The 21,337-nt window shown below is 37.9% G+C and carries 16 protein-coding genes; 10 read left to right on the top strand and 6 right to left on the bottom strand.

What is annotated here, in order from left to right; genetic code table 11:
- The first annotated feature begins 177 nt into the window (after nt 1-177).
- A complete protein-coding gene (locus HWV54_RS03695) occupies nt 178-2,607 on the top strand; it encodes a TIGR02302 family protein (protein ID WP_005866593.1) in 2,430 nt (809 codons plus the stop codon).
- A 258-nt stretch (nt 2,608-2,865) separates the two neighbouring features.
- Nucleotides 2,866-3,627 carry a class I SAM-dependent methyltransferase gene (locus HWV54_RS03690; RefSeq protein WP_005866595.1) on the top strand — a complete coding sequence of 254 codons (762 nt, stop codon included), beginning with the start codon at nt 2,866-2,868 and terminating at the stop codon, nt 3,625-3,627.
- 386 nt (nt 3,628-4,013) lie between these two features.
- Here the strand turns inward: HWV54_RS03690 and HWV54_RS03685 are convergent, their stop codons facing one another.
- The 4 genes from HWV54_RS03685 to tsaD form a co-directional block, all read right to left on the bottom strand.
- A complete protein-coding gene (locus HWV54_RS03685; RefSeq protein WP_005866597.1) occupies nt 4,014-4,697 on the bottom strand; it encodes a response regulator transcription factor in 684 nt (227 codons plus the stop codon).
- A 119-nt stretch (nt 4,698-4,816) separates the two neighbouring features.
- Nucleotides 4,817-5,107 (bottom strand): hypothetical protein, encoded by a 291-nt coding sequence (locus tag HWV54_RS03680; RefSeq protein WP_156785833.1) that lies wholly within the window; start codon nt 5,105-5,107, stop codon nt 4,817-4,819.
- A gap of 191 nt (nt 5,108-5,298) precedes the next feature.
- A complete protein-coding gene (locus HWV54_RS03675; RefSeq protein ID WP_005866602.1) occupies nt 5,299-5,733 on the bottom strand; it encodes an EVE domain-containing protein in 435 nt (144 codons plus the stop codon).
- 473 nt (nt 5,734-6,206) lie between these two features.
- On the bottom strand, nt 6,207-7,301 hold the full coding sequence (tsaD, locus tag HWV54_RS03670) for a tRNA (adenosine(37)-N6)-threonylcarbamoyltransferase complex transferase subunit TsaD (RefSeq protein WP_005866604.1): 1,095 nt from the start codon (nt 7,299-7,301) through the stop codon (nt 6,207-6,209).
- Between the two features lie 378 nt (nt 7,302-7,679).
- Here tsaD and HWV54_RS03665 point away from each other — a divergent pair, with 378 nt between their 5' ends.
- The 4 genes from HWV54_RS03665 (at nt 7,680) to HWV54_RS03650 (ending at nt 12,482) form a co-directional block, all read left to right on the top strand.
- Nucleotides 7,680-8,879 (top strand): COG4223 family protein, encoded by a 1,200-nt coding sequence (locus HWV54_RS03665; protein ID WP_005866606.1) that lies wholly within the window; start codon nt 7,680-7,682, stop codon nt 8,877-8,879.
- On the top strand, nt 8,876-10,435 hold the full coding sequence (locus tag HWV54_RS03660) for a heme biosynthesis protein HemY (RefSeq protein WP_005866608.1): 1,560 nt from the start codon (nt 8,876-8,878) through the stop codon (nt 10,433-10,435). Before HWV54_RS03665 ends, HWV54_RS03660 begins: the two co-directional genes overlap by 4 nt.
- 96 nt (nt 10,436-10,531) lie before the next feature.
- Nucleotides 10,532-11,284 carry a glutamine amidotransferase gene (locus HWV54_RS03655; RefSeq protein WP_005866610.1) on the top strand — a complete coding sequence of 251 codons (753 nt, stop codon included), beginning with the start codon at nt 10,532-10,534 and terminating at the stop codon, nt 11,282-11,284.
- A 211-nt stretch (nt 11,285-11,495) separates the two neighbouring features.
- Nucleotides 11,496-12,482: a DUF2125 domain-containing protein gene (locus HWV54_RS03650; RefSeq protein ID WP_005866612.1), complete on the top strand. Its 987-nt coding sequence runs from the start codon at nt 11,496-11,498 to the stop codon at nt 12,480-12,482.
- A 148-nt stretch (nt 12,483-12,630) separates the two neighbouring features.
- On the opposite strand, the gene HWV54_RS03645 is transcribed toward HWV54_RS03650, so the two are convergent.
- A complete protein-coding gene (locus HWV54_RS03645) occupies nt 12,631-17,340 on the bottom strand; it encodes an NAD-glutamate dehydrogenase (protein ID WP_040296474.1) in 4,710 nt (1,569 codons plus the stop codon).
- A 254-nt stretch (nt 17,341-17,594) separates the two neighbouring features.
- On the opposite strand from HWV54_RS03645, the gene HWV54_RS03640 reads away from it, so the two are divergent.
- The 4 genes from HWV54_RS03640 to rpsP all read left to right on the top strand — a co-directional run bounded on the left by HWV54_RS03640 (nt 17,595) and on the right by rpsP (nt 20,790).
- Entirely contained in the window at nt 17,595-18,245 is a 651-nt protein-coding gene (locus HWV54_RS03640; protein ID WP_005866616.1) for a carbonic anhydrase, read from the top strand.
- Between the two features lie 223 nt (nt 18,246-18,468).
- Entirely contained in the window at nt 18,469-20,037 is a 1,569-nt protein-coding gene (gene ffh / locus HWV54_RS03635; protein ID WP_005866618.1) for a signal recognition particle protein, read from the top strand.
- A gap of 21 nt (nt 20,038-20,058) precedes the next feature.
- Nucleotides 20,059-20,373 carry a chorismate mutase gene (locus HWV54_RS03630; RefSeq protein WP_005866620.1) on the top strand — a complete coding sequence of 105 codons (315 nt, stop codon included), beginning with the start codon at nt 20,059-20,061 and terminating at the stop codon, nt 20,371-20,373.
- A gap of 33 nt (nt 20,374-20,406) precedes the next feature.
- Nucleotides 20,407-20,790 (top strand): 30S ribosomal protein S16, encoded by a 384-nt coding sequence (gene rpsP, locus HWV54_RS03625; RefSeq protein ID WP_005866622.1) that lies wholly within the window; start codon nt 20,407-20,409, stop codon nt 20,788-20,790.
- Between the two features lie 318 nt (nt 20,791-21,108).
- Here rpsP and HWV54_RS03620 read toward each other — a convergent pair whose 3' ends face one another.
- Complete coding sequence (locus HWV54_RS03620; protein WP_005866623.1) at nt 21,109-21,324, bottom strand: DUF1674 domain-containing protein; 216 nt, start codon at nt 21,322-21,324, stop codon at nt 21,109-21,111.
- Between the last annotated feature and the right edge of the window lie 13 nt (nt 21,325-21,337).

Raw genomic sequence — 21,337 nt, 5'->3', positions numbered from 1 at the left:
GCAGAACTTGCTTGGTAAGCCTATGAAGTGATCACACAAGAAGTCAGCAGGTGGAATTCTCTCAAGAGAAACCAATTTGATGACAGGATTGAGAGGGGTGAAGGGTCTTCGTTCTTTAAGATAAGGAGGAGGTCAAGATCTAAATTTACCACTGTAAAAGAGGACAAACGCTTGTCTATGAAAAATGAAAACATCGAAAGTTTTGCAATAATAAAACTTTTGTGTGTGCGCATTTTGATGTGGTTTATCCTTTCATTTGAGCGTATATGGGTACGGTTGTTGCCGTTTCTCCTAGTTCTTAGTCTCTTTTGTTCGCTTAGTTGGTTTGGCATTTTTAGCATTCTAGATTATTGGCCACATTTGCTTTTACTTGGGCTTATGCTTTTTTCGGCGTTGGCGAGTTTATTTTTCCTTATTCGTTTTCGGTTTCCCACAACGAGAGAAATTAATCAGCGTCTTGAACGAGTAAACGGTCTTAAAAATCAACCCTTAAGCATTCAAGCAGATAGTTTATGTTCTGAGAATGATGATGGTTCTAGTGCAATTGTTTGGCGTGAACATCAACGTCGTATGGCGAAACAATTACACACTTTGAAAACAGGATTTATTTATCCTAATAGTGCGGCTTATGATCCTTTAGCTCTGAGGGCTGTGTTTGTTCTGCTTTGTGTATGCGCCTTTAGTTTTTCGTTTGGTTCTCAAGGGGGACGTTTGGCAGATGCATTTGATTTCCGTCCTATAGTCGATGAAACATCAATGCGAATTGATGCTTGGGTAACACCACCTGTTTATACCGGTGTTGCGCCTATTTATTTAACAAAAGATGAGAAAACACAGCTGATAATTCCTGAAGGGAGTAATCTAGTTGTACGTATTGTCAATGGTGCTGGCATTACAGTAAAAGCAATCTCTGAAGAAGATGCACATGAAATTTTGTTTTCAAAAAAAAATGAAAAAATGGCTTTAAATCCAATCGTTCATTTTGAAACACATTTAGAACATTCAATAGTTTTGTTTGTCTCTTCACGTCATAAGCAATGGCAGTGGCGTTTGCAGGTTATTAGAGATCAGCCCCCAACAATTCATTGGTTGGAAAAGCCAGGGCGGATTTTGACTGGTTCGTTAGAATTACAATATGAACTAGATGATGATTATGGAGTGGCAAAGGCTTTTGTTGAAATGGAACCTTTTTTGAATCATTACAAAAGTGCTTCTGCTCTTTATAAAGCACCTGAAATAAAACTTCTTTTGCCGCGTGGTGGAAAGGGTAAAATGCGAATGGTACAAGATGTATCAGCACATCCATGGGCTGGTTCAGAAGTCAAAATTACTTTGGTGGCAGAAGATGATGCGCAGCAGCAAGGTCGCAGCAAAACTTTTGTTATGACATTGCCACAGCGTGTATTTTCAAATCCTGTTGCACGTGCGGTGAGTGAATTACGTCGTATATTAGCTCTTGATGTTTCTGCGCAAGAGCGTGTGCTCGATATGCTTTTTGCTTTACTTGTGCGGCCAGAAGAGGGGCTGCAAAATTTCGCGCATTTTCTTGTTCTACAGAGTGCATGGACAAGGCTTTCTATGGCAGAGACAGAGGATGATTTGCGTGATGTGGTCGATTATTTATGGCAGATTGCTTTGGGTATTGAAGGTAATCAGCTTGAATCCGTTCAGAAAAATTTAAAGCAGGCACAAGCTGCTTTGCGTGATGCACTTCGTTATGGTGCTCCAGCTACAGAAATTGAACGACTTATGGCGGATTTACGCAAAGCCATGGATGAGTATATTCACGCTTTGGGTGAAAAAGCACAAGACAATGGTAATTCTAACAATAACAATTTTAGCCGTTCCAATCTTTCACGGGACACATTAGAAAAAAAGCTCGATTTAATTGAAGAAATGGCTAAAATCGGTTCCTCTTTAGCAGCTGAACAGCTGTTGGCTGAAGTTGAACAGACTCTTGATCATTTGCAAGTTCAAAAAGGTGATCAAGGTGGGCAAAAGCATCAGAGCCAGTCTGCGCAGATGAAAGAAAAAATGGATAAACTTGGAGATTTGATGCGTCGTCAACAAGAAATTCTTAATGAAACACATCGATTAGAAATGGAACAAAAACGTGGAGAAAGCATACCAGAACAGCAAAGAAAATCTTTAAAACAAAAACAAGATGAATTGCAGTCTGAATTGTCAACTTTAGAAAAAGAATTATTGGCACAAGGGTTTGAATCAAATGGTGCATTTAAAAAAGCAGAAGAAAAAATGAATTTTGCTGGAAATGCTCTTGATCAAGGAAAAAATAAAATATCTATGCAAAATCAGACAGATGCTTTAGAATCTTTGCGGCTGGGTGCACAAAATGTTTTAGAAAAAATGCGTGAAATTTTTAAAGAAGCTGCAGATAATCGAAATGCTGCTTCCAGTCTTGAAGATCCATTAGGACGCCCACTTTCTTCAAAAACAGATGAAGAGCAAGAAAATACGATTATATCAAGAGAAAGTGATCAGATACGAGCACGGCAGATTTTGGAAGAAATTCGCAAACGTCTTGGTAAGGAGCATATTCTAGAGGCAGAAAAAAACTATCTTGAAAGGTTGCTTCATTTTAATTAATCATTTCATTTTTCTATTAACCTATGAAAAAAGAAAGAGTGCATTGAAGCCTTTATAGGGCAAAAGCTTTAAAAATAAATGGCATGATTAAAGCGCTTATCTGAAGTAATCATCAAAATGTTTGTATAGATTTTTATTATTTGGGTTTAAAATATGAAATACTAAAGTTTTTGACATTGCGAAGAAAAGGCAGAAGTCCATATAAATGCGGTATATGAAAGTCTGTGATGTTTAAAGTTTTTTTTACGGTCTGTTGAGTTGGATATAGTTACACTGAAAGATTTTTATGCTTCAACGCTTGGATTGCGTGTGCAGGCGACATTGTGTGACCAATTAAATTTATGGTGGCCTGATCTTTCTGATAAACGGGTTATGGGTTTGGGGTATGCGCTTCCTTATCTTTCTGTGTTACGTATACGTGCACAACAATGTTTTGCTTTTATGCCTGCTGCTCAAGGTGCTTTGCCTTGGCCTTGTGCTGAGAAAGTTGCTACAGCACTTGTTTTTGAAGAAGATTTACCGCTTCCTGATGCTTCCGTTGATTGTGTTTTGTTGGTACATGCACTTGAATATACAGAGAATTCTTTCGAAACGCTGAATGAAATATGGCGTGTTTTAGTTCCTAATGGTAGTTTGATTGTTATTGTTCCTAATCGCTCTGGCTTTTGGGCACGCAACGCTTGTACACCTTTTGGTTATGGACAACCTTATAGCCGACAACAAATTGCTCGTTTGTTTGGAAAAACAAATTTTATTTCTGGGCCAGTGCAAGAAATTGTATACTATACACCTTCTTCAAGTTATGTTTCGCGATTATTCTCGTTTTTTTATGAGCCATTTGCACGCTATCTTTTGCCTTATTTTGGTGGACTCTTAATGTGTCAAGCGCAAAAACGTGTTTATCAAGGTTTGTTTGTACAGCGTCGTCAATCGCGGCGTGTTTTTATTCCTGCATTATCGCCTCAAGCCTATGAAAGCTCTTCACATTTTGTTTCAAATTCCATTTCACGACAGCATTAGTGAAGGATATAACGCAAAATCTGTTGGGATAATCTCTTTACTTATCAAAGTACAAACGAATGTTATCATTCGTTTTACTAGTTTACCGTGTTGCTATTGCTTTTGATTGAGACAGTTCATAAGAGATATAGCTGGATTTTATCTCAAACGACTTTTATCTTTAAGCGAGCCCCGTTGGTGGTGTACAAGTGAAAGATTTTTATTGATTTTTATATAATGAGTCCACAATGAGAGATCTTATTCTATTAGAGACTTTCACTTAAATTGTAAAACCATGAACTATCTTTGTAAATCTAAAATATGGTATCTTTTTGGGGATCCATTATGCTTTAGAAAAAATTAAAGACAGTCAGGATATTTTTGAAGCAGTCAATATCACGGAGGATTTAAAGGTTTAATCGATAACCGTTTTGCTCAGTAATGAGAATTTGTGCATTGGAGGGATCTTTTTCGATTTTTTGTCGCAAACGGTAGATATGGGTTTCTAAGGTATGAGTGATGATGTTTTCATTGTAGCCCCAAATTTCTTCTAATAGTGTTTCACGGCTCACGATTTTGTCATTGGTGTGATAGAGGTATTTTAGAATGGCTGCTTCTTTTTCTGTAAGACGAATTTCGTTGTTTTGCTGATCAATGAGAAGTTTTTGCCCGGGTTTAAAAGTATAGGGTCCGATGTAAAAAATTGCATCGTCATTTTGCTCATATTGGCGCAGTTGAGCACGGATTCGTGCCAATAACACCGCAAAGCGGAAGGGTTTTTTTACATAGTCATTGGCACCTACTTCAAGATTTAAAAGGGTATCGCAGTCTGTATCATGATTTGTGATCATGATAATGGGAGAGCGAAATCCTTGAGAGCGTAATTGTTTAACGGCTTCACGGCTAGCAAGATCAAACAGTCCAATACCAAAAATAGCGAGATCTATATTTTTCTCTTGAGTTATTTTTATGCCTGCTTCAGCTGTTTTTGCTTGGAATACTTCAAATTCCTTATGGATTTGCAATTGTTCTACCAAAATAGGGCGCAGATCATTATCTTCTTCAACAATTAAAAGGGTATAGCGGTTCATTTTTTTTCCTTAAAGATATATTGATGCGCCGGTTGGTGGAAAGTAGTTTCATGAAAAATGAGATTTCATGCAAGGAAAATTGAAAAAGAAAACCTATAAAAAACGGAATTTTGTTACTTCTATAATCGTTCGTCAGTAAGCAGGTAATTGCGCGTAGGGTATTTTGTGTGTTGGCCAAAATCATTTTTTTGTGCTCTAGAACGGACTGGTATTTCTGCTTTTAAGCGTAAAGGAGATAAAACCACACCTTTAGCACATATGTGCTGTTTGAGTGGATTTTGTGGCAATTCTTGTCGTTTCTTTCTACGTTCTGTTTTGTTTTTTCGTTGTATTCGAATGCAAGTGATAATACCAATTATAATCGTTTGATACGTTTTCCTTATGGTAAAAGTGCTGAAAAAATGCATCATGAAGATGGACTTTAAAATTTTTTGGTTTTGGATAGGAATATTACGGAACGGAAAATGGCAAGAGGTAGTGCCATATTTATGCATTTAGCACGAGAGAATTATATGCGCTCACAGAAGGATCTATTGCGCTTATCCGCCGCGATATGGTACGTCTTTTCCGGCATATTAATCGACGGACAAAGACTATTATGCTAAAATAAAAGCGTGTTTCTTTTAAGATTGCCCATCAAACAAACTTCTTTCCATTCATCTTCAGTCACGGGTTGTACCGATAAACGATTGGTATTGACCAGAACCATATTTTTCAGTTTTGGATTAGCTTTAATCTGTTTTAATGAAACAGGATTTGGCATATCACAAAGTGCGCGGATATCTACACATTCCCAGCGTGAGTCAGTAGTAGTAGAATCAGGGTGTGCTTCAGCACATACTTCTACAATGCCAACAATTTCTAATCCTTTATTGGAATGATAGAAAAATCCTTTATCACCATATTTCATGGTGCGCATATTGTTACGGGCTTGATAATTGCGTACACCATCCCATTGTTCGCCATTAGCACCTTTTTGTTTTTGCATGTCCCATGACCATTTATAAGGTTCAGATTTAAAAAGCCAATAAGCCATGAGCTCTCCTTTTTTCAGATTGTCTGTATTTCATAAGATATACACGTCTTTTTATATTGCACTTGTATAACACTACCAAAATGATTTTTAATTAAAATGAAACAAAGAATGCACATTATCGATTTGTTTCTTCTTTTTTAGAAATAATCGAATTGAGGTAAAATAAGGCGCGATACTTTTTACCTGTTTTATAGATTGTGTGAAGGTGTCTTGTTTTTTGTTTACTTTTAAAAGAGAAGATATGAGGTGAACTGGAAAATAAACTAAAAATAAAACATTCGGTCTGACAAATTTAGTTGTTTTTTGACTTTGGTCTAGAAAACGCTGTCTATGATAGCATTGCGTTGAAAAAAGTGGTGTAGGAAAACTGGTTTCAAACAGTTTACAATCTATAATGATAATAGTAACTAAGATGTTAAATGATGGTGATGCATACTGTGCTTTGTGGATTACATAAGACTAATTTATTTTTGTTAAGCTTTTGTTCCACGGCGACCCATCCCGATCAAGGGACTAGATTTTTCGTCCAATGGCCAGCGTGAGCGAGGGGCGATATCAAGGGAACTTGTTTCTCCCCGTGCAAGCTTTTGAGCACCAGCAAAAGCAATCATTGCAGCGTTATCAGTACACAGAGAAAGAGGGGGAGCTATAAATTCGAAACCATGTTGGTGAGAAAGTTTGTGCAATGTAGAACGGATAGCTTGATTGGCGGCTACACCGCCTGCGACAACTAAAGCAGGAGGATGACGTCCTTTATAATGAGAGAGGGGATATTGATGGGTGAAGTGTTGCAGAGCCAAATGAACGCGATCATGCACTGTGTCGGTAACTGCTGCTTGAAAGCTTGCCGCAATGTCAGCAACATCGCTTTCTGTAAGAGGAGCCATGGCTGTTGCGGCTTGTCGCACAGCAGTTTTAAGACCTGAAAAAGAAAAATCCAATCGTTTTTCACCTTTTAAAGGTCGTGGAAGGGGAATACGATTTTTATCACCCAATAAAGCCGCTTTTTCAAGTGCTGGGCCCCCAGGGTAAGGAAGACCTAAGAGTTTTGCTGTTTTATCAAAAGCTTCTCCCAATGCGTCATCAATGGTGGTCCCTAAGCGTTGGTAATTGCCTATCTCATGAACAAGAACTGTTTGTGTATGTCCACCTGAAACTAACAGTAATAAATAGGGAAAGTTAACATTATGTGTTAGCACAGCGGTTAAAGCATGTCCTTCTAGATGATTTACGGCAATAAAAGGTTTTCCAGTGGCAAGAGAGATTGCTTTTGCACTCATAACGCCTACTAAGAGCCCTCCTATTAAACCAGGGCCACTCGTAGCTGCAATGGCATCGATCTCTGTTAATTTCATATTTGCTTCTGTTAAGGCTTTCAGAATTAAACTATCGAGAATTTCAACATGGGCACGCGCGGCAATTTCAGGAACAACACCACCGTAAGGTGCATGATGTTCAATTTGACTCCAAACAATATTGGAAAGAATTTGACTGTTTCCTTCATTGTTGTATTCAACAACAGCAGCAGCAGTTTCATCGCAACTTGTTTCTATTCCTAACAGACGCATTTTAGACAAAACCTTATGTTGAAGATTCTTTTCTGTGTGCGTATCATGGACGGGCAAAGATGCAAAGAACTTCTCTTAAAATTGATGTTTTAGGAAAAAATGCATTTTAATTCTTTTTTGATGTAATTGTTTCGTTAATTAAAAAACTAAACTGCATTTTTCGGTATCAAATACTGCTTTGTTTTCAAAAGATTATTGAAGTATATAATTATAAATTATTCCTAATAAAGATGGAATGTTAAACTTTTTGGTGAGTGTTATTTTCTTTATAAAAAGGTTGTAAAACAAGCTATTATGTTTGAAAAAAACTTAATTTTTAAAACTTTTTTCATTTTATTATTTTATCTTTAAAGAAAGTGTGCACAAAAAGTGACAAAGATGGTAGATTCTTCAAAACCAAAAGTTAAACCACATTATGTTGATACGCGCCGTAAAAAGCTTGTGATTGAACATAAAACTGTAAATCATGATTCAGAGCAAACGAAAAATTCAGCAGAGTCGAATACAATAGAGAAACAAAGCAAAGAAAGCATGCAGCACCAACATATGCCTAATATGATTTGGCTTTATTTACTTATTTCGGGAATTTTTGGTGGTCTCATCGCTTTAGGTCTTTTTATGGGACTTCAGTGGGCAGGCGTGCTTCCTTTTTCTTTGATGGATAATCGTGTCGGAGGGGAAAAGGCTTTACAAATTGCCGAAACAGCGAAAAGTCTAGGTGAACAAGCAAACGAACAATTAGGGCATATGCTTCAAGAAATTGATGCTTTGAAAGCAGAGTTTGCCTCTTTTTCATCACAACAGACTGAAACAATTCAAAGTGATGAAGCATCGCTAGAAGAGAGCAGAAAAACTTTTGTTGTTTTAGCAAAAAAAATAAATGATCTTGAAAAATCTGTGCAAGCTTTTATTGGAGTTTCAAAAGATATGGAAACGGCTTTGTCCGTTGGAAAAACCAATGCAAATACTCTTACTGTATTAAAACAACAGTTAGAAATTCTGCAGGAAAAAATTGCAGCTAAAAAGAATGAGAAAAAAGAAATAAATATTGCACTGTTTACTGCAATTAGTTCCCTCAAAAATGCTGTAGAACGGGGTGGACCGTATAGTGATGAATTAAAGCTATTAGAACAATTGTCGCCTTCGATTGATGGACTCGATTTGTTGAAAAAGACAGCTACTGTAGGTCTTCAAAATCCAGCAGAACTTTCAGCTGTTTTTGCTCGTGTTGCAGATGAAATCGTTGGTACACAAAATATTGTTGCGCCAGATGCTAGTTTTTTTGAACAGGTTTTAGCATGGATAAAAGGTCTTATTGTTTCACGTCCGATTGGAAATGTTAAAGGTACGTCATTGGGGGCAATTGTGGCACGGATGGAAGTTGCTATTCAAGCGGGCGATTACGAAAAGGCTTTGAGCGAATGGCAAACATTGCCCCAAAATGCAAAAGATGTTTCGGTAGATTTCGTTCATCGCCTTGAAACACACATTACTGTTCATCAGTTGCTTCAGAAGTTGTTGATGTCTGTGCAACAGGGATCTTTTAAGGCAACAAAGATGCAAATAGGTACCCGATGATACGTGTTTTTATTTATAGTTTTATTATATGTGTGCTCGGTTTAGCGTTCGGGTGGGTTGCTAATTATAATGATGTTGTGGTTTTAACATTTTTGCATTTTCGATTTTCTGCTTCATTGCTTACAGTATTGAGCTTACTTATTTTGTTTTTTGGTAGTTTGGCGTTTTTATGGTGGTTTTTTTCTGTACTTTTTTCTGTACCTAACGCTCTTTCCAATTATTTTTATAAACGCCATAAAAAACATGGTTATCAAGCTCTTTCACAAGGGATGCTTGCAGTTTTTGCAGGTGATAGTGTTTTGGCGCAAAAAATGGAGGCACGTGTTAACAAATATCTTACAGGTACACATGAACCGTTGGTGAAACTCTTACAAGCTCAAACTTTGTCTTTGCAAAATAATTCTGCTTCTGCCATCAGTCTTTATAAGGAAATGACAGAAGAAGCATCTACAAAATTGGCTGGGCTTTACGGTTTGTTTCACGAAGCTATAAAGAGCAAAGCTTATGAAGCAGCACAGCAATATGCAGAAAAAGCGCTGGCTTTATCACCAGCACTTTTATGGGCGTATCAAGCTGTGCTTGATCAGCTTAGCGTGAGCGGGCAGTGGGATAAAGCACTTGCTGTTTTTGAACGTGCGCAAAGAACTTTACCCTACTCTATCCGTTCAACTGTAGAGCGTCAACATACACAGGCTTTACTGCTTTGTGGGCAGGCTCGTCATCTATTTGAGACACATCCTGCAGCAGCACGTGCAGCCATTTTGAAAGCACATAAATTGGTGCCTGATTTTGTTCCAATAACAGTTATTGCTGCTGATATTCTTTATAAATTAAATGAGATACGTAAAGCTGATAAAATGATTATCACAGCTTGGCAGAAAGAACCTCATCCTGATTTAGCGGCGCTTTATCTTGAAAGAGAAGAAAGTGCTGTTGGGCGATTGAAAAAGGCTAAGATACTTGCTTCTTCTAAAGATTCATTTGAATCGGCTTTTCTTATTGCTAAAGCAGCTTTGGATGCTGGTGAAATGATATTAGCAAGGGAACAGGCACAGAAAGCACTTCAGTATCATCCACGGGAGAGTGTTTATTTATTGTTGGCAGATATTGAAGAAGCACAAGGAAATAATCAAGTAGCAGTACGTCAATGGCTTTCCTTGGCACTTCGTGCTGAACGTGATCCCGTGTGGATGTGTGACGGTACTATTTTTCCTTCTTGGTCAGTAGTTTCTCCAATAAGTGGGCGTTTGGGTTGCTTTGAGTGGAAAGCGCCTCCCCGTATGCCTCCTTTCACATTGGAGGTTGCCAATGTTGTGCCAAATAAGCAGAATGATGAAGGTATTGTGGAAAAAAATGTTGATGTTGAAAATAAAATGCTTAAAGAATTACCTCCTGCTGAAAATTATCTTTTACATAATCTGCAGACAGAGAAAAAAGATACAAAAAAACAAGATGCTAAGATATTCACCCAAACGCATTTAAATGTCGATAATCCAGGAGTGAAAACAGAAGAAGAAGAGAAATTTTTGTCGAGAAAGAAATTTCGTTTCTTTTAAACAAAGAGGGTTATTAGTGAATATTGTTAGCCGAAAGTGTTTTTTTGTGCTTAAAAAATGAAATTTGACTTATTTGTAGAAGTGATTGGTTAAAAAATGTTTTTAAGTCCAAGGTGTTTTGGTAAAAAACAAAAAAAAAGCAAACCAAGAATTGCGGTGGTTATTCATCGTCGATCTACATATACTGGTCGTTTGGAAAAATTTTTGCAACAAAGTGGTTTTGTTCTTGATATTTACCGTCCTATTTTAGGTCAGAAACTCCCCGACACATTGAAGTATTACGCTGGTGTTGTCATTTTAGGGGGACCTATGAGTGTGAATGATAAAGATACCTATATTGGTGAGGAAATTGATTGGATTTCTTTATCGCTAAAAGAGAATAAGCCTTTTTTGGGTATTTGTCTTGGTGCACAAATGTTAGCCCGAAATTTAGGTGGGCGTGTGAATACAAGAAGTGATGGAACCGTTGAAGTTGGCTGGTATCCGTTGGAACCAACCTCGCAAGGAAAGGTATTGATGAATTGGCCAGAAATGGTCTATCATTTTCATGATGAAGGTATTTATGATTTACCTAAAGAGGCAGTGCTTTTGGCAACGGGAGATGTATATCCTACACAAGCTTTCCGTTATGGAAAAAATGCATGGGGTTTGCAATTTCATGCCGAGTTCACACGTGCTATGATGCGACGTTTGGTAGTGCGTTCGGCACACAAATTAACCGAAAAAGGCGCTCAACCCGCTTCTGCACATTTGCAAGGCCGTTTAATCTATGATCAAGCTTTGAGCCAATGGTTTGAAAATGCATTACGACAGATTTTTGTGTACCCGTTACATATGCATGAGAGTTAAGAATTTTTTATCATCATAAGATAAGGGAAATTTTTATTTTGTCTATGTTCTCTTCATTGAAATCAATACGGAAAAGCTTTTCTTTAATCTATTTGTTTTATGGATTATTTTGTCTTGTTCTTATATGCATTTATAGCTCACTCTGGTTTTTTTTTCACGTAAAATAGAAGATCATGTTTCTAATCTATTTGCAAGAGCATCTGCCCATGATATGACGGTTGTATGTGAGCATTTACGTAAGAATGGTTATCCATTACGGATCGGTGTTACTTGTGATAGATTTCTTTTTACTTGGCCTTTGCTCGGGTTTTCTTTATCCACAAGGCATTTAACGGTTGGTGCACCAATTTATACACCTCATTGGGTAGAGTTTAAAGTTCATTCTCCTGCATCAATCGTTTTCGTTGGAAAAACTCCTATAGTGTCACACTGGCGCGATCTGGTAATTGAAACAGAACCTTATTGGAAAACGACTAAGACATTTAGACTTTTGGCTGAAGGTCATGAAATTTCCGTTGTTGCTTCATTTCTTGAAGATCAGAAATTTCAGGAAAAATTGGAATCACAGAAAAAAGGCAAAAAGACGATACAAGAAAATATTGGTGATCAAGCATTTTTCAAAGATGCTCTGGATGTGATTGCGTCTCCATTAGATCAAAAAAATACACCACAAAAAATAACGGCAGAATTTTTACGTCTTGATCTTAAACATGAAAAAAATCATTTATTAGGACATATTACTTTTGATAATTTTGATTCTTCTATGTTTTTTGCGCCTTACTTTGTGGGTGTTCCAAAAATTGATGGCAATATAAAATGGATTTTCGATGATGTATCTCATCTGTTTGAAAATGGTAGAGAGAATTGGAAACAACGTTTGTATGGGAAAAGTGGTGTTTTAAAGCGCAGTGAATTGATTTTTCATTCAGGTGGTATATTACGTATCAGTGGGCCTTTTTCCTTTGATGATGAAGGATATTTGTCAGCAAAATTTGAACTTGTCTTTGTTAAACATATGGAGCTTCTTACAGCTGTGCAGCATTTGTTTCCTGAGCAAGCTGATAACCTAAAAGCTTTATTTTTTGTTTTAGGTGCTATGCCTAAAAATGCAGATGGATATCCTGTTATTCCTTTGTTTGTTAGTCATGGATGGGTAAAATTAGGGTTTTTAAAACTTGGCCGTATTGCGCCGCTTTAAATCTGAAAGGCATCTTTTAAATTTGTGCATTCAATCTTTCTGGATAGATGAGAGGTAAAGATGCCGATAGCATTTCCCTTTTCTTCTTGCTTATTACTCATGTGTGTGTGAGACTGAAACTTTTAAAATCTGGCCGTTTTGTACGGCTTTAAGTTTGAAAAGCAGTGTTTTCGAGTTGAGCAATCAACCCTGCTGCAAAGGTAAAACGAGAAATGTTGAGATCATTCTCAATGAGGGCGCCAATGCGGTTTGTTACATTGTGAATTTGTTCTTCACTTTTTCTGCTCCAGGCTAAGAACGGATTCTCTTTTACTCCATAATTTTTTAGAATTTTCATAACAATTTTCCGTAAGCTTTCGGCAATATTTTCTTTTGCTTGGCTTAAGGCCATACTATCGTAATAATCAAGTACAGGAATTGTTCGGCTTGCTTCATTAATGCGATTTATACGGATGATTTGCGTAAGTGAGAAATAGATTTCTGCGGTTTTAATAAGGTCGCTGTTACTTTGTTTTGCAATTAAAGAAATATCACAAATTATTGGAGCAGCTTCCAAGAGAGCTAATTGTGTTGCTAAAGTTTTTGGCGCTCCTTCTTCATTATAATGCATCGCTTTTTCTTTAATTTTTTGATTGATATCTTTATCATTCGAATGTGTAAGCAGTTTTTCAATAACAGTACGAGCCTGCTTCATTGTTTTCACAAGTTCTTCTAATGAAATCGAGAGATCCATATTGCACAAGCCCCACCTTGTCGTCTCAAAAAGCATTGAAGTAATGGCTGCGTAGAATTTGTTTTGAATAAGACCAGGTATTTTATTATCAAGTTTATCAATTTGATCAGACAATTTGGGTATATCAAAACCATCACACAATGCAATGAAAACACGAATAATATTTTCAGTCTTTTGTTCTGTTGCATCTTGTAGTCGATTGACAAAAGTAGGCCCTCCGCGATTTACAATATCATTGGCAATAAGAGTTGCAATAATATGACGACGTAACTGATGGTTAATAATTTCTTTCTCAAAGCTTGTCTGAATTTGAGACGGAAAATAATGCAACAAGATTGTGTCGAAATAACATTCATCAACAATGGGATTGTGAGCGATTTCTTCTTTTAAGGTTAATTTAGCATATGCTAAAATAACGGCAAGTTCTGGACGTACAAGTCCTTGTCCTTGTGCGATTCTTTGCCGCAAACTTTGTTCATCAGGAAGGATTTCGACTCGACGATCTAGAAGTTTTTTCTGTTCTAAATCATGCATAAAGCGTATTTGGTAAGGTAAATCAATGATACCTTGGCTTTCAGCTAAAGAAAGAGCAAGGGGTTGTAAGTAGTTGTTGCGCAGAACTAATTGTTCAACTTGTGGAGTCATTTTTTTCAAGAGTTCATCCCGCGCTTCGCGGGTAAGCGTTTTTGCACGAAGTGCTGATGCAAGAACAATTTTGATATTAACTTCCACATCTGAACAATTAACACCTGCAGAATTATCAATGGCATCTGTATTGCATCGTCCACCATTTAAGACATATTCAATTCGACCACGTTGTGTAACGCCAAGATTAGCACCTTCACCAATAACTTTCGCACGAACTTGTTCACCAGTAATGCGGAGTGCATCATTTGCACGATCTCCTACTTGTGCATCAGTTTCTGTTGTTGCACGGATATAAGTACCAATGCCGCCAAACCATAAAAGATCAACGGGCGCTTTGAGAAGCGCAGAAATAATTTCAAAGGGTGTACCTGTTTGTTTTTCAAAGCCAATGGCTTGTGCTGCTTCGGGTGAAAGCGTAATGGTTTTCATGGTGCGTGAGAAAATGCCTCCACCCTTTGATAATTTTGTTTGGTCGTAATCTTGCCAACTTGAACGAGGAAGTTGAAAAAGGCGCATACGTTCTGCATAGCTTTCAGCTATATTTGGATCTGGGTCGATAAAGATGTCGCGGTGATCAAAGGCAGCGATAAGTTTTGTTTGTTTGGAAAGCAGCATTCCATTGCCAAAAACATCGCCAGACATGTCACCAACCCCGACACAGGTGAAGGGGGTTGTTTGAATATCGTGATTAAATAATTCTCGAAAATGTCTTTTAACCGCTTCCCATGCACCTTTGGCTGTAATACCGATGGCTTTATGGTCATAGCCTGCTGAACCTCCAGAGGCAAAAGCGTCATCGAGCCAAAAATGGTTCGCTTGGCTGATGGTGTTGGCTGTATCAGAAAATGTTGCTGTGCCTTTGTCTGCAGCGACAACAAAATATGGGTCATGATCATCATGGCAGATAATATTGTAAGGAGGGGTTATTTTATCGTTAATCAGATTATCAGTAATGGAGAGCAAAGCCGTGATAAAGTCAATATAAGCTTGTCGTGCAGCTTCTATAATTACAGCGCGATCATTCGTTTGTGGAAGGCGATGAGGATAAAATCCACCTTTTGCGCCAACAGGAACAATAACGGCATTTTTAACCTGTTGGGCTTTGACTAAGTTAAGCACTTCAGTACGGTAATCCAGTGCACGATCTGACCAACGAATTCCACCGCGCGCAATGGGACCAAAGCGTAAATGAACTCCTTCAACTTCTGGTCCATAAACAAAAATTTCTCGATAGGGACGTGGTTCAGGCAAATCTTCAATTTGACGTGGATCTAACTTGGTTGCTAAAATACGTCGTGGACTACCATCTTGAAGAGGGGTAAAGGCATTGGTTCGTAAACTTGCATCGATAAGATTACGATAACGGCGTAAAATAAGGTCATCATCTAAACCTGATACTTTCTGCAATTTTTCTTCAATGCGTTGTTGAATAATCTGTTGGTTTTGTTCTCGCTCTTTTTTTGTATGGCTTTGATGAAATTTCAAATGAAACAAAGCATAGAGATCTTTGGTAATATCAGGGTAAGCGTTTAAAGTTTGAGCAACGCGGTCTTGTGAATAGGGAATTCCAGCCTGTTGAAGATAGCGTCCATAATGACGCAAAATAACAATTTCACGCCAATTAAGCTCAGCTGTTTGAGTTAAGGCATTGAAGGCATCATTATCAGCATTTTGAGACCAAATAGCTTCGAATGTTTCGGCATGTTTTTGACCATTTTTGTTGAAATCGATACAGAGTTGGAAAGCACTTTCTAATTGCATATCATGCAGATACACAGAATGTCCGTTACTATCTGGTAATTCAAGCGTTTGTTCGGCAATGACCCGAAATCCCATATTTTCAAGGACTGGTACGCGTTTGGAAAGAGCAAGTGCTTCATGGCGGTGAAAGAGCCGAAGAGAAATGTTTCGTTTTTCTTTGTTGTGTGCTTGATAAAAAGTAACAAAAAGCGGTTTTTTATCATGAAGGCTTAAAATATGTCCGGCATCTTCAATGGCGTCTTCAGTTGAAAATAGATCACGATAGCTATTGGGGAATTGGCTGGCTAAACGCGTTTGTTGTTCTGTTGTTTTACGGGTAAGAGCGATAGCTTGAACACTCTCTTCCCAACTTCGTGCTATGGAACGTACATGGTGTTCAAGTGTGGTGCGTTCAATAAGAGGAGCACTTTCACTCCTTTTGCGATGGATGATATAATGAACGCGGATAAGTGTGCTTTCTAAAAACAGAGGATAGGATTCAAGAAAATCACTTTGATAAAGGTCAACAAAATATTCGCCAATTTTTTCACGAATGTTGCTGCTGTATTGGTCACGGGGTATATAGACGAGTATAGAAACAAAACGTCCAAAAGAATCAATATGGGCAAGCACTCGCAAACGTGGACGTTCATCTAATTGCAAGATAAGTTTGGCGTTTTCTGTCAATGTATCAATGTCAGAGCGAAACATTTCATCTCTTGGATAGGTTTCTAAAACACTGATAAGTGCTTTTCCAGAATAATCAGCACTATTATATCCAAGTCGTTGAATGATGGTATTTGCTTTTTCTTTTAAGAAAGGAATTTGCAAAATAGAGTGCGTATAAGCTGAGGAGGTAAATAACCCTACAATACGCAACTCTCCGTGCAGTTGGCCCTCTTTATCAAAAATTTTAAGACCAATATAATCGAGCCAAACAGGACGATGAATTTTTGAGCGGCTGTTAGCTTTTGTTACAATAAGTAGATTGTCACTTTCTATAAAGGAGAGGATTTCTTGAGGAGGTTCTTCTACGCGTGCATCACCAATAATACGGATAGAGGCATCTGTGAGAATGCCAAGTTCAATATCGCTGGCTATAAAGGCTTTTGTAGGCTCTTGGTTTTTGATGAAATTATAAGTGCGCATGCCAAGAAAGATGAAATTATTGTTCATCAGCCAGTTAAGAAATTCAATGGCTTTTTCACCTTCTTGTTTGTAGTGTGATGGGAGGTTTATTTGATAGGCATGGATATGTTTTTTGACTTCTTTAAGCATAGGTTGCCAGTCTTGCACAGCAGCGTTGACCTGTTCAAGGACTAAGGTAAGTTCATCTTTAAGCTTTTGTATTTGCTGTTCGTTTAAGGACTCAATATGGATTTGCATTAGGCTGATGCGTTGTCCAGAGTCGCAGTCAAGTACAGGGTGCGCAATCAAGTAAATATGGCTTTTATGTTGATTAAAGACATTCAAAATAGAATCAAGGAGGAAAGGTTTGTTATCGTTAACGAGTGTGATAACGGTTATAGGTTTGTTATTGCGGGTCAAATTTTGTTCAAAGCAGATGATACTTTTTCCAGCTTGATGCAAATTAAAAGCTGCAATGGCAGTGGTTGTAGCCTTTTCGAGTTCTTTGCTTTTATAACAGCTAATATCTTCTTTATCAGTATGAGCAAAAAGGATTTGTTCTATTTTATCTTGGTTGTTTTTTGTTTTTGATGTTTTTTGTTGTAACACATTCATCTTCCCTTTTTTGCTCTTAGGGTCTTTTTATTCACTAGGAGCGGATTATTATATCATTCTCTGTAATGTAACATCTTCTTACTACAGAGAATAGTTATTTATTTGACATGATAAAGTTGTTTTTTCCATTTTACAGTAATAATCTGTTATTCTAAAAAGCTATTTTGCGTCGATGAAAGGACATTTTTAGTATTTTTGTATGTTAATAGTTTGTTCTTAAAAATATACAAAATGAAAGTAAATAGAGAATGACGCGTTTACCTGAGAAACTTTTAAGTGGTTACAAGTCTTTTATAAAAAATCATTTTTCATATAAAACAGCACATTATCAAAAATTGGCGATTGAAGGGCAGAAACCTGAAGTTTTAATCATTGCTTGTTGTGATTCGCGGGCAGTGCCAGAAACGATTTTTGATGCTAAACCAGGTGAAATCTTTACGTTGCGCAACGTAGCAAATTTGGTTCCTCCGTATTCTCCTGATAACCAATATCACGCAACATCAGCAGCGATTGAATATGCCGTGCACTTGCTTGAGGTGAAGCATATTATTGTTTTTGGTCATGCACATTGTGGAGGGGTGAGTACTGCTCTTAAGGAGACGTGTAAGTCTTTATCGTCAAATGATTTTATTGGTCAATGGATAAGTCTTTTAGCACCAGCGGCGCAAAAGATTTTTAACAATAAATCCCTAACTATGTTAGAGCGACAGATGGCGTTAGAGCAGCTTTCTATTCGTTATTCGTTGAAGAATTTAGAGACATTTCCGTGGATAAAGTTACGTAAAGATCAGAACATTTTAACATTACACGGAGTTTGGTTTGATATTTCAAGCGGTGAATTATGGAGTATAGAACAGGAAACAGGTTGTTTTGTGCGTGTTGAGGTGGGGAGTTTTTAAGTCTAACATTTACTGTCTTTTAAAAGGAATTGTATGATAAATCTTGACAAAGGTAGGGTTTTATTGTTTGAAAGAATAAGCTTTCAGTGACAGAATTAACTTGGAGCCACCGACTGAGACCCCAGTGGAAGGGTGTAAAGAGATCTCAGAGGTCAACATCCAACGGCGCGATGCGTTCTTGGATGCCACTTTGGTTTGTTTGTTATGCAGCATGAGGTAGATAATGTTTGAATCCTTACAAGAACGGCTTGGTTCCATACTGTCTCATTTGACAGGGCGGGGAGCTTTGTCGGATCAGGATGTAGCTACGGCGCTGCGTGAAATTCGTCGCGCTTTGTTGGAAGCTGATGTTGCACTTGATGTTGCGCGTTCTTTTACCGATAGGGTTCGTGAAAAAGCTGTTGGGGCCGCAATTGTTAAATCAATTAAACCTGGCCAAATGGTTGTTAAAATTGTTCATGACGAATTGGTTAATGTCCTTGGAAATGAAGGGGTTCTGAGTGATTTAAATGCACCAGCTCCTGTTGTTATCATGATGATTGGTTTGCAAGGTTCCGGGAAAACAACAACAACAGCAAAACTTGCTAAACGTTTAACGGAGAAAAATAATAAAAAAGTTCTCATGGCGTCATTAGATACGCGTCGTCCTGCGGCACAGGAACAATTACGTCAATTAGGAGAACAAGCAAAACTTGCAAGTTTACCTATTGTCCCGGGTCAGTCTCCTGTCGATATTGCAATACGTGCGGTTCAAGCCGCCAAATTGGGTGGTTATGATGTGCTTCTTTTGGATACGGCAGGGCGCAACCATATTGATGAAGGTTTGATGCTTGAATTAGCTGAAATTAAAACGTGTTCCCTTCCTCATGAAATTATGTTGGTTGCTGATAGTCTTACTGGTCAAGACGCTGTTCACCTTGCTCGTTCTTTTGATGAGCGTGTAGGGATTACAGGAATTATTTTAACACGTATGGATAGTGATGGACGTGGTGGTGCTGCTCTTTCAATGCGTGCTGTTACAGGAAAACCCATTAAAGCAATTGGAATCGGTGAAAAAATAGATGCTTTGGAAGAGTTTCATCCTCAACGTATTGCAGATCGTATTCTCGGAATGGGTGATATTGTTTCTTTAGTTGAAAAAGCTGCTGAAACGATAGATCATGAAAAAGCAGCCGCTTTTGCAAAAAAAATGCAAGCTGGAAAATTCGATCTCAATGACCTTGCAGAACAATTGCAGAAAATGAAAAAACTTGGGGGAATGGGCAGCATTATGGGAATGTTGCCGGGTTTAGGTAAGGTAAAAGATCAGATTGCTGCTGCGGGCCTCGATGATCGTTTGTTTAATCGTCAATTGGCTATTATTTCATCAATGACACCCAAAGAACGAGCCAATCCAGAGCTGTTAAAACACAGTCGTAAACAACGAATTGCTAAAGGTTCTGGTACAAGTGCTGCTGATATTAATAAGCTTTTAAAAATGCATCGCCAAATGGCTGATATGGTCAAAGCTATAGGAGGCAAAGGTAAAAGCGGTTTGATGGGAAAAATGTTAAGTGGATTTGGTTCTAAGATGGGGCTTGGTGGTATGGAAGATGTTGGCGAAAATTCTGGAACTTTGCCCGATTTATCGGGGTTTGATTCAAAGCGCCTCTCAACACTTCAAAAGCAAATTGGAAGGGGTTATGGAGAAAAGACCTTACCTGGTCTTCCAGGGCATAGGATTCCATTTCCTGGTCTTTCTGATAGCATTATTGATAGGGGAAATTTTCCTCTGCGTCCTAAGAAGAAATAAGATGCAAAGAGGGAAAAAAGTATGAAGCAAGAAAAAATATTAGATGAATTGGCACATTTACGAGAATCCATTGATAATTTTGATGCAACCTTGATTCATATTTTAGCAGAACGGTTTCGGTGTACGAAGGCTGTGGGGCATTTAAAGGCTCGTTATGATTTGCCTGCAGTCGATCCTCTGCGTGAGCAACGTCAAGTTGCACGATTGCGGCAATTGGCTATAGATAGTCATCTTGATCCCGATTTTGCTGAAAGATTTTTGAAGTTTGTTATTAAAGAGGTTGTGCATCACCATGAGGTGATTGCTGAAGAGCAAAAACAAAGCAAATCAATTTAAACGAAAGCCAGGACTGACAATAGGAGATAAAATATGGCATTAAAAATTCGTTTGTCCCGTGGAGGTTCAAAAAAGCGTCCTTACTATCACATCGTTGTTGCAGATGTCCGTAGTCCGCGCGACGGACGGTTTATTGAACGTGTTGGTGCATGGGCTCCAATGTTGCCGAAGGATGGTCCGCGTGTAAAACTTGATGAAGAGCGTATCCAATATTGGCTTGGTCAAGGTGCGCAGCCAACAGATCGCGTTTTACGGTTTTTGGATGCAGCTGGTTTGAAAAAACGCCCAATCCGTAATAATCCACAAAAAGGTGAACCGGGTAAAAAGGCACAAGAGCGTATAGCTGCTGCAAAGCAAGCTGCTGAAGAAGCAGCGGCTGCTGAAGCAGAATCTACTTCGGTATCACAAGAAGTATGATTGTGTTTAAAAATAATCAATTCTGCTTTTAAAAACTTTTAGAAGCAAAAAATAAGTATTATTCGTTTTTGACAGACGAAAAAAGGCCTTATTTAAATAGATATTTGATTTTTTTTAAATGAATACAATTTTTAAAAGTTGTGGTGTGGTTTTAATTTTCTGTTTCCTTAGTGTGATGGATTTTTGTTTCTACACCTACTTTTTCTAAGATTTTAGCTTCATATATATTTTGTAAAAGCATTTTCTTTATATAAAGAGCAGTGATTGTTGCCGGTTTTTTGCCAAAAGCTTATCTTCTTTAAGTAAATGAATATGTTTTTAAAAATCAATAGCACGGCCATTAATTTCCCAGTCTCCATAGCGTGAAGGGTCTTTGCCACTACGTCCACCATTTTCTAAGGATTTTTCTTCGTTTTTTTGATATTTACGCCTTTCTTCAGCTTCTTTGAGGGCGCGTTGTGCTGCAGGAGAAAGGGATTGTTGTTTATTTATGGTTTTATTTTGTTTGCCCATTTTTTCGTCTTTTTTATCCATTTTACACCTATTC

The organism is Bartonella alsatica, assembly GCF_013388295.1.
Lineage (GTDB): Bacteria > Pseudomonadota > Alphaproteobacteria > Rhizobiales > Rhizobiaceae > Bartonella > Bartonella alsatica.
Note: the sequence above shows the minus strand (reverse complement) of the source record. Positions and strands in the feature narration are given on the sequence as shown.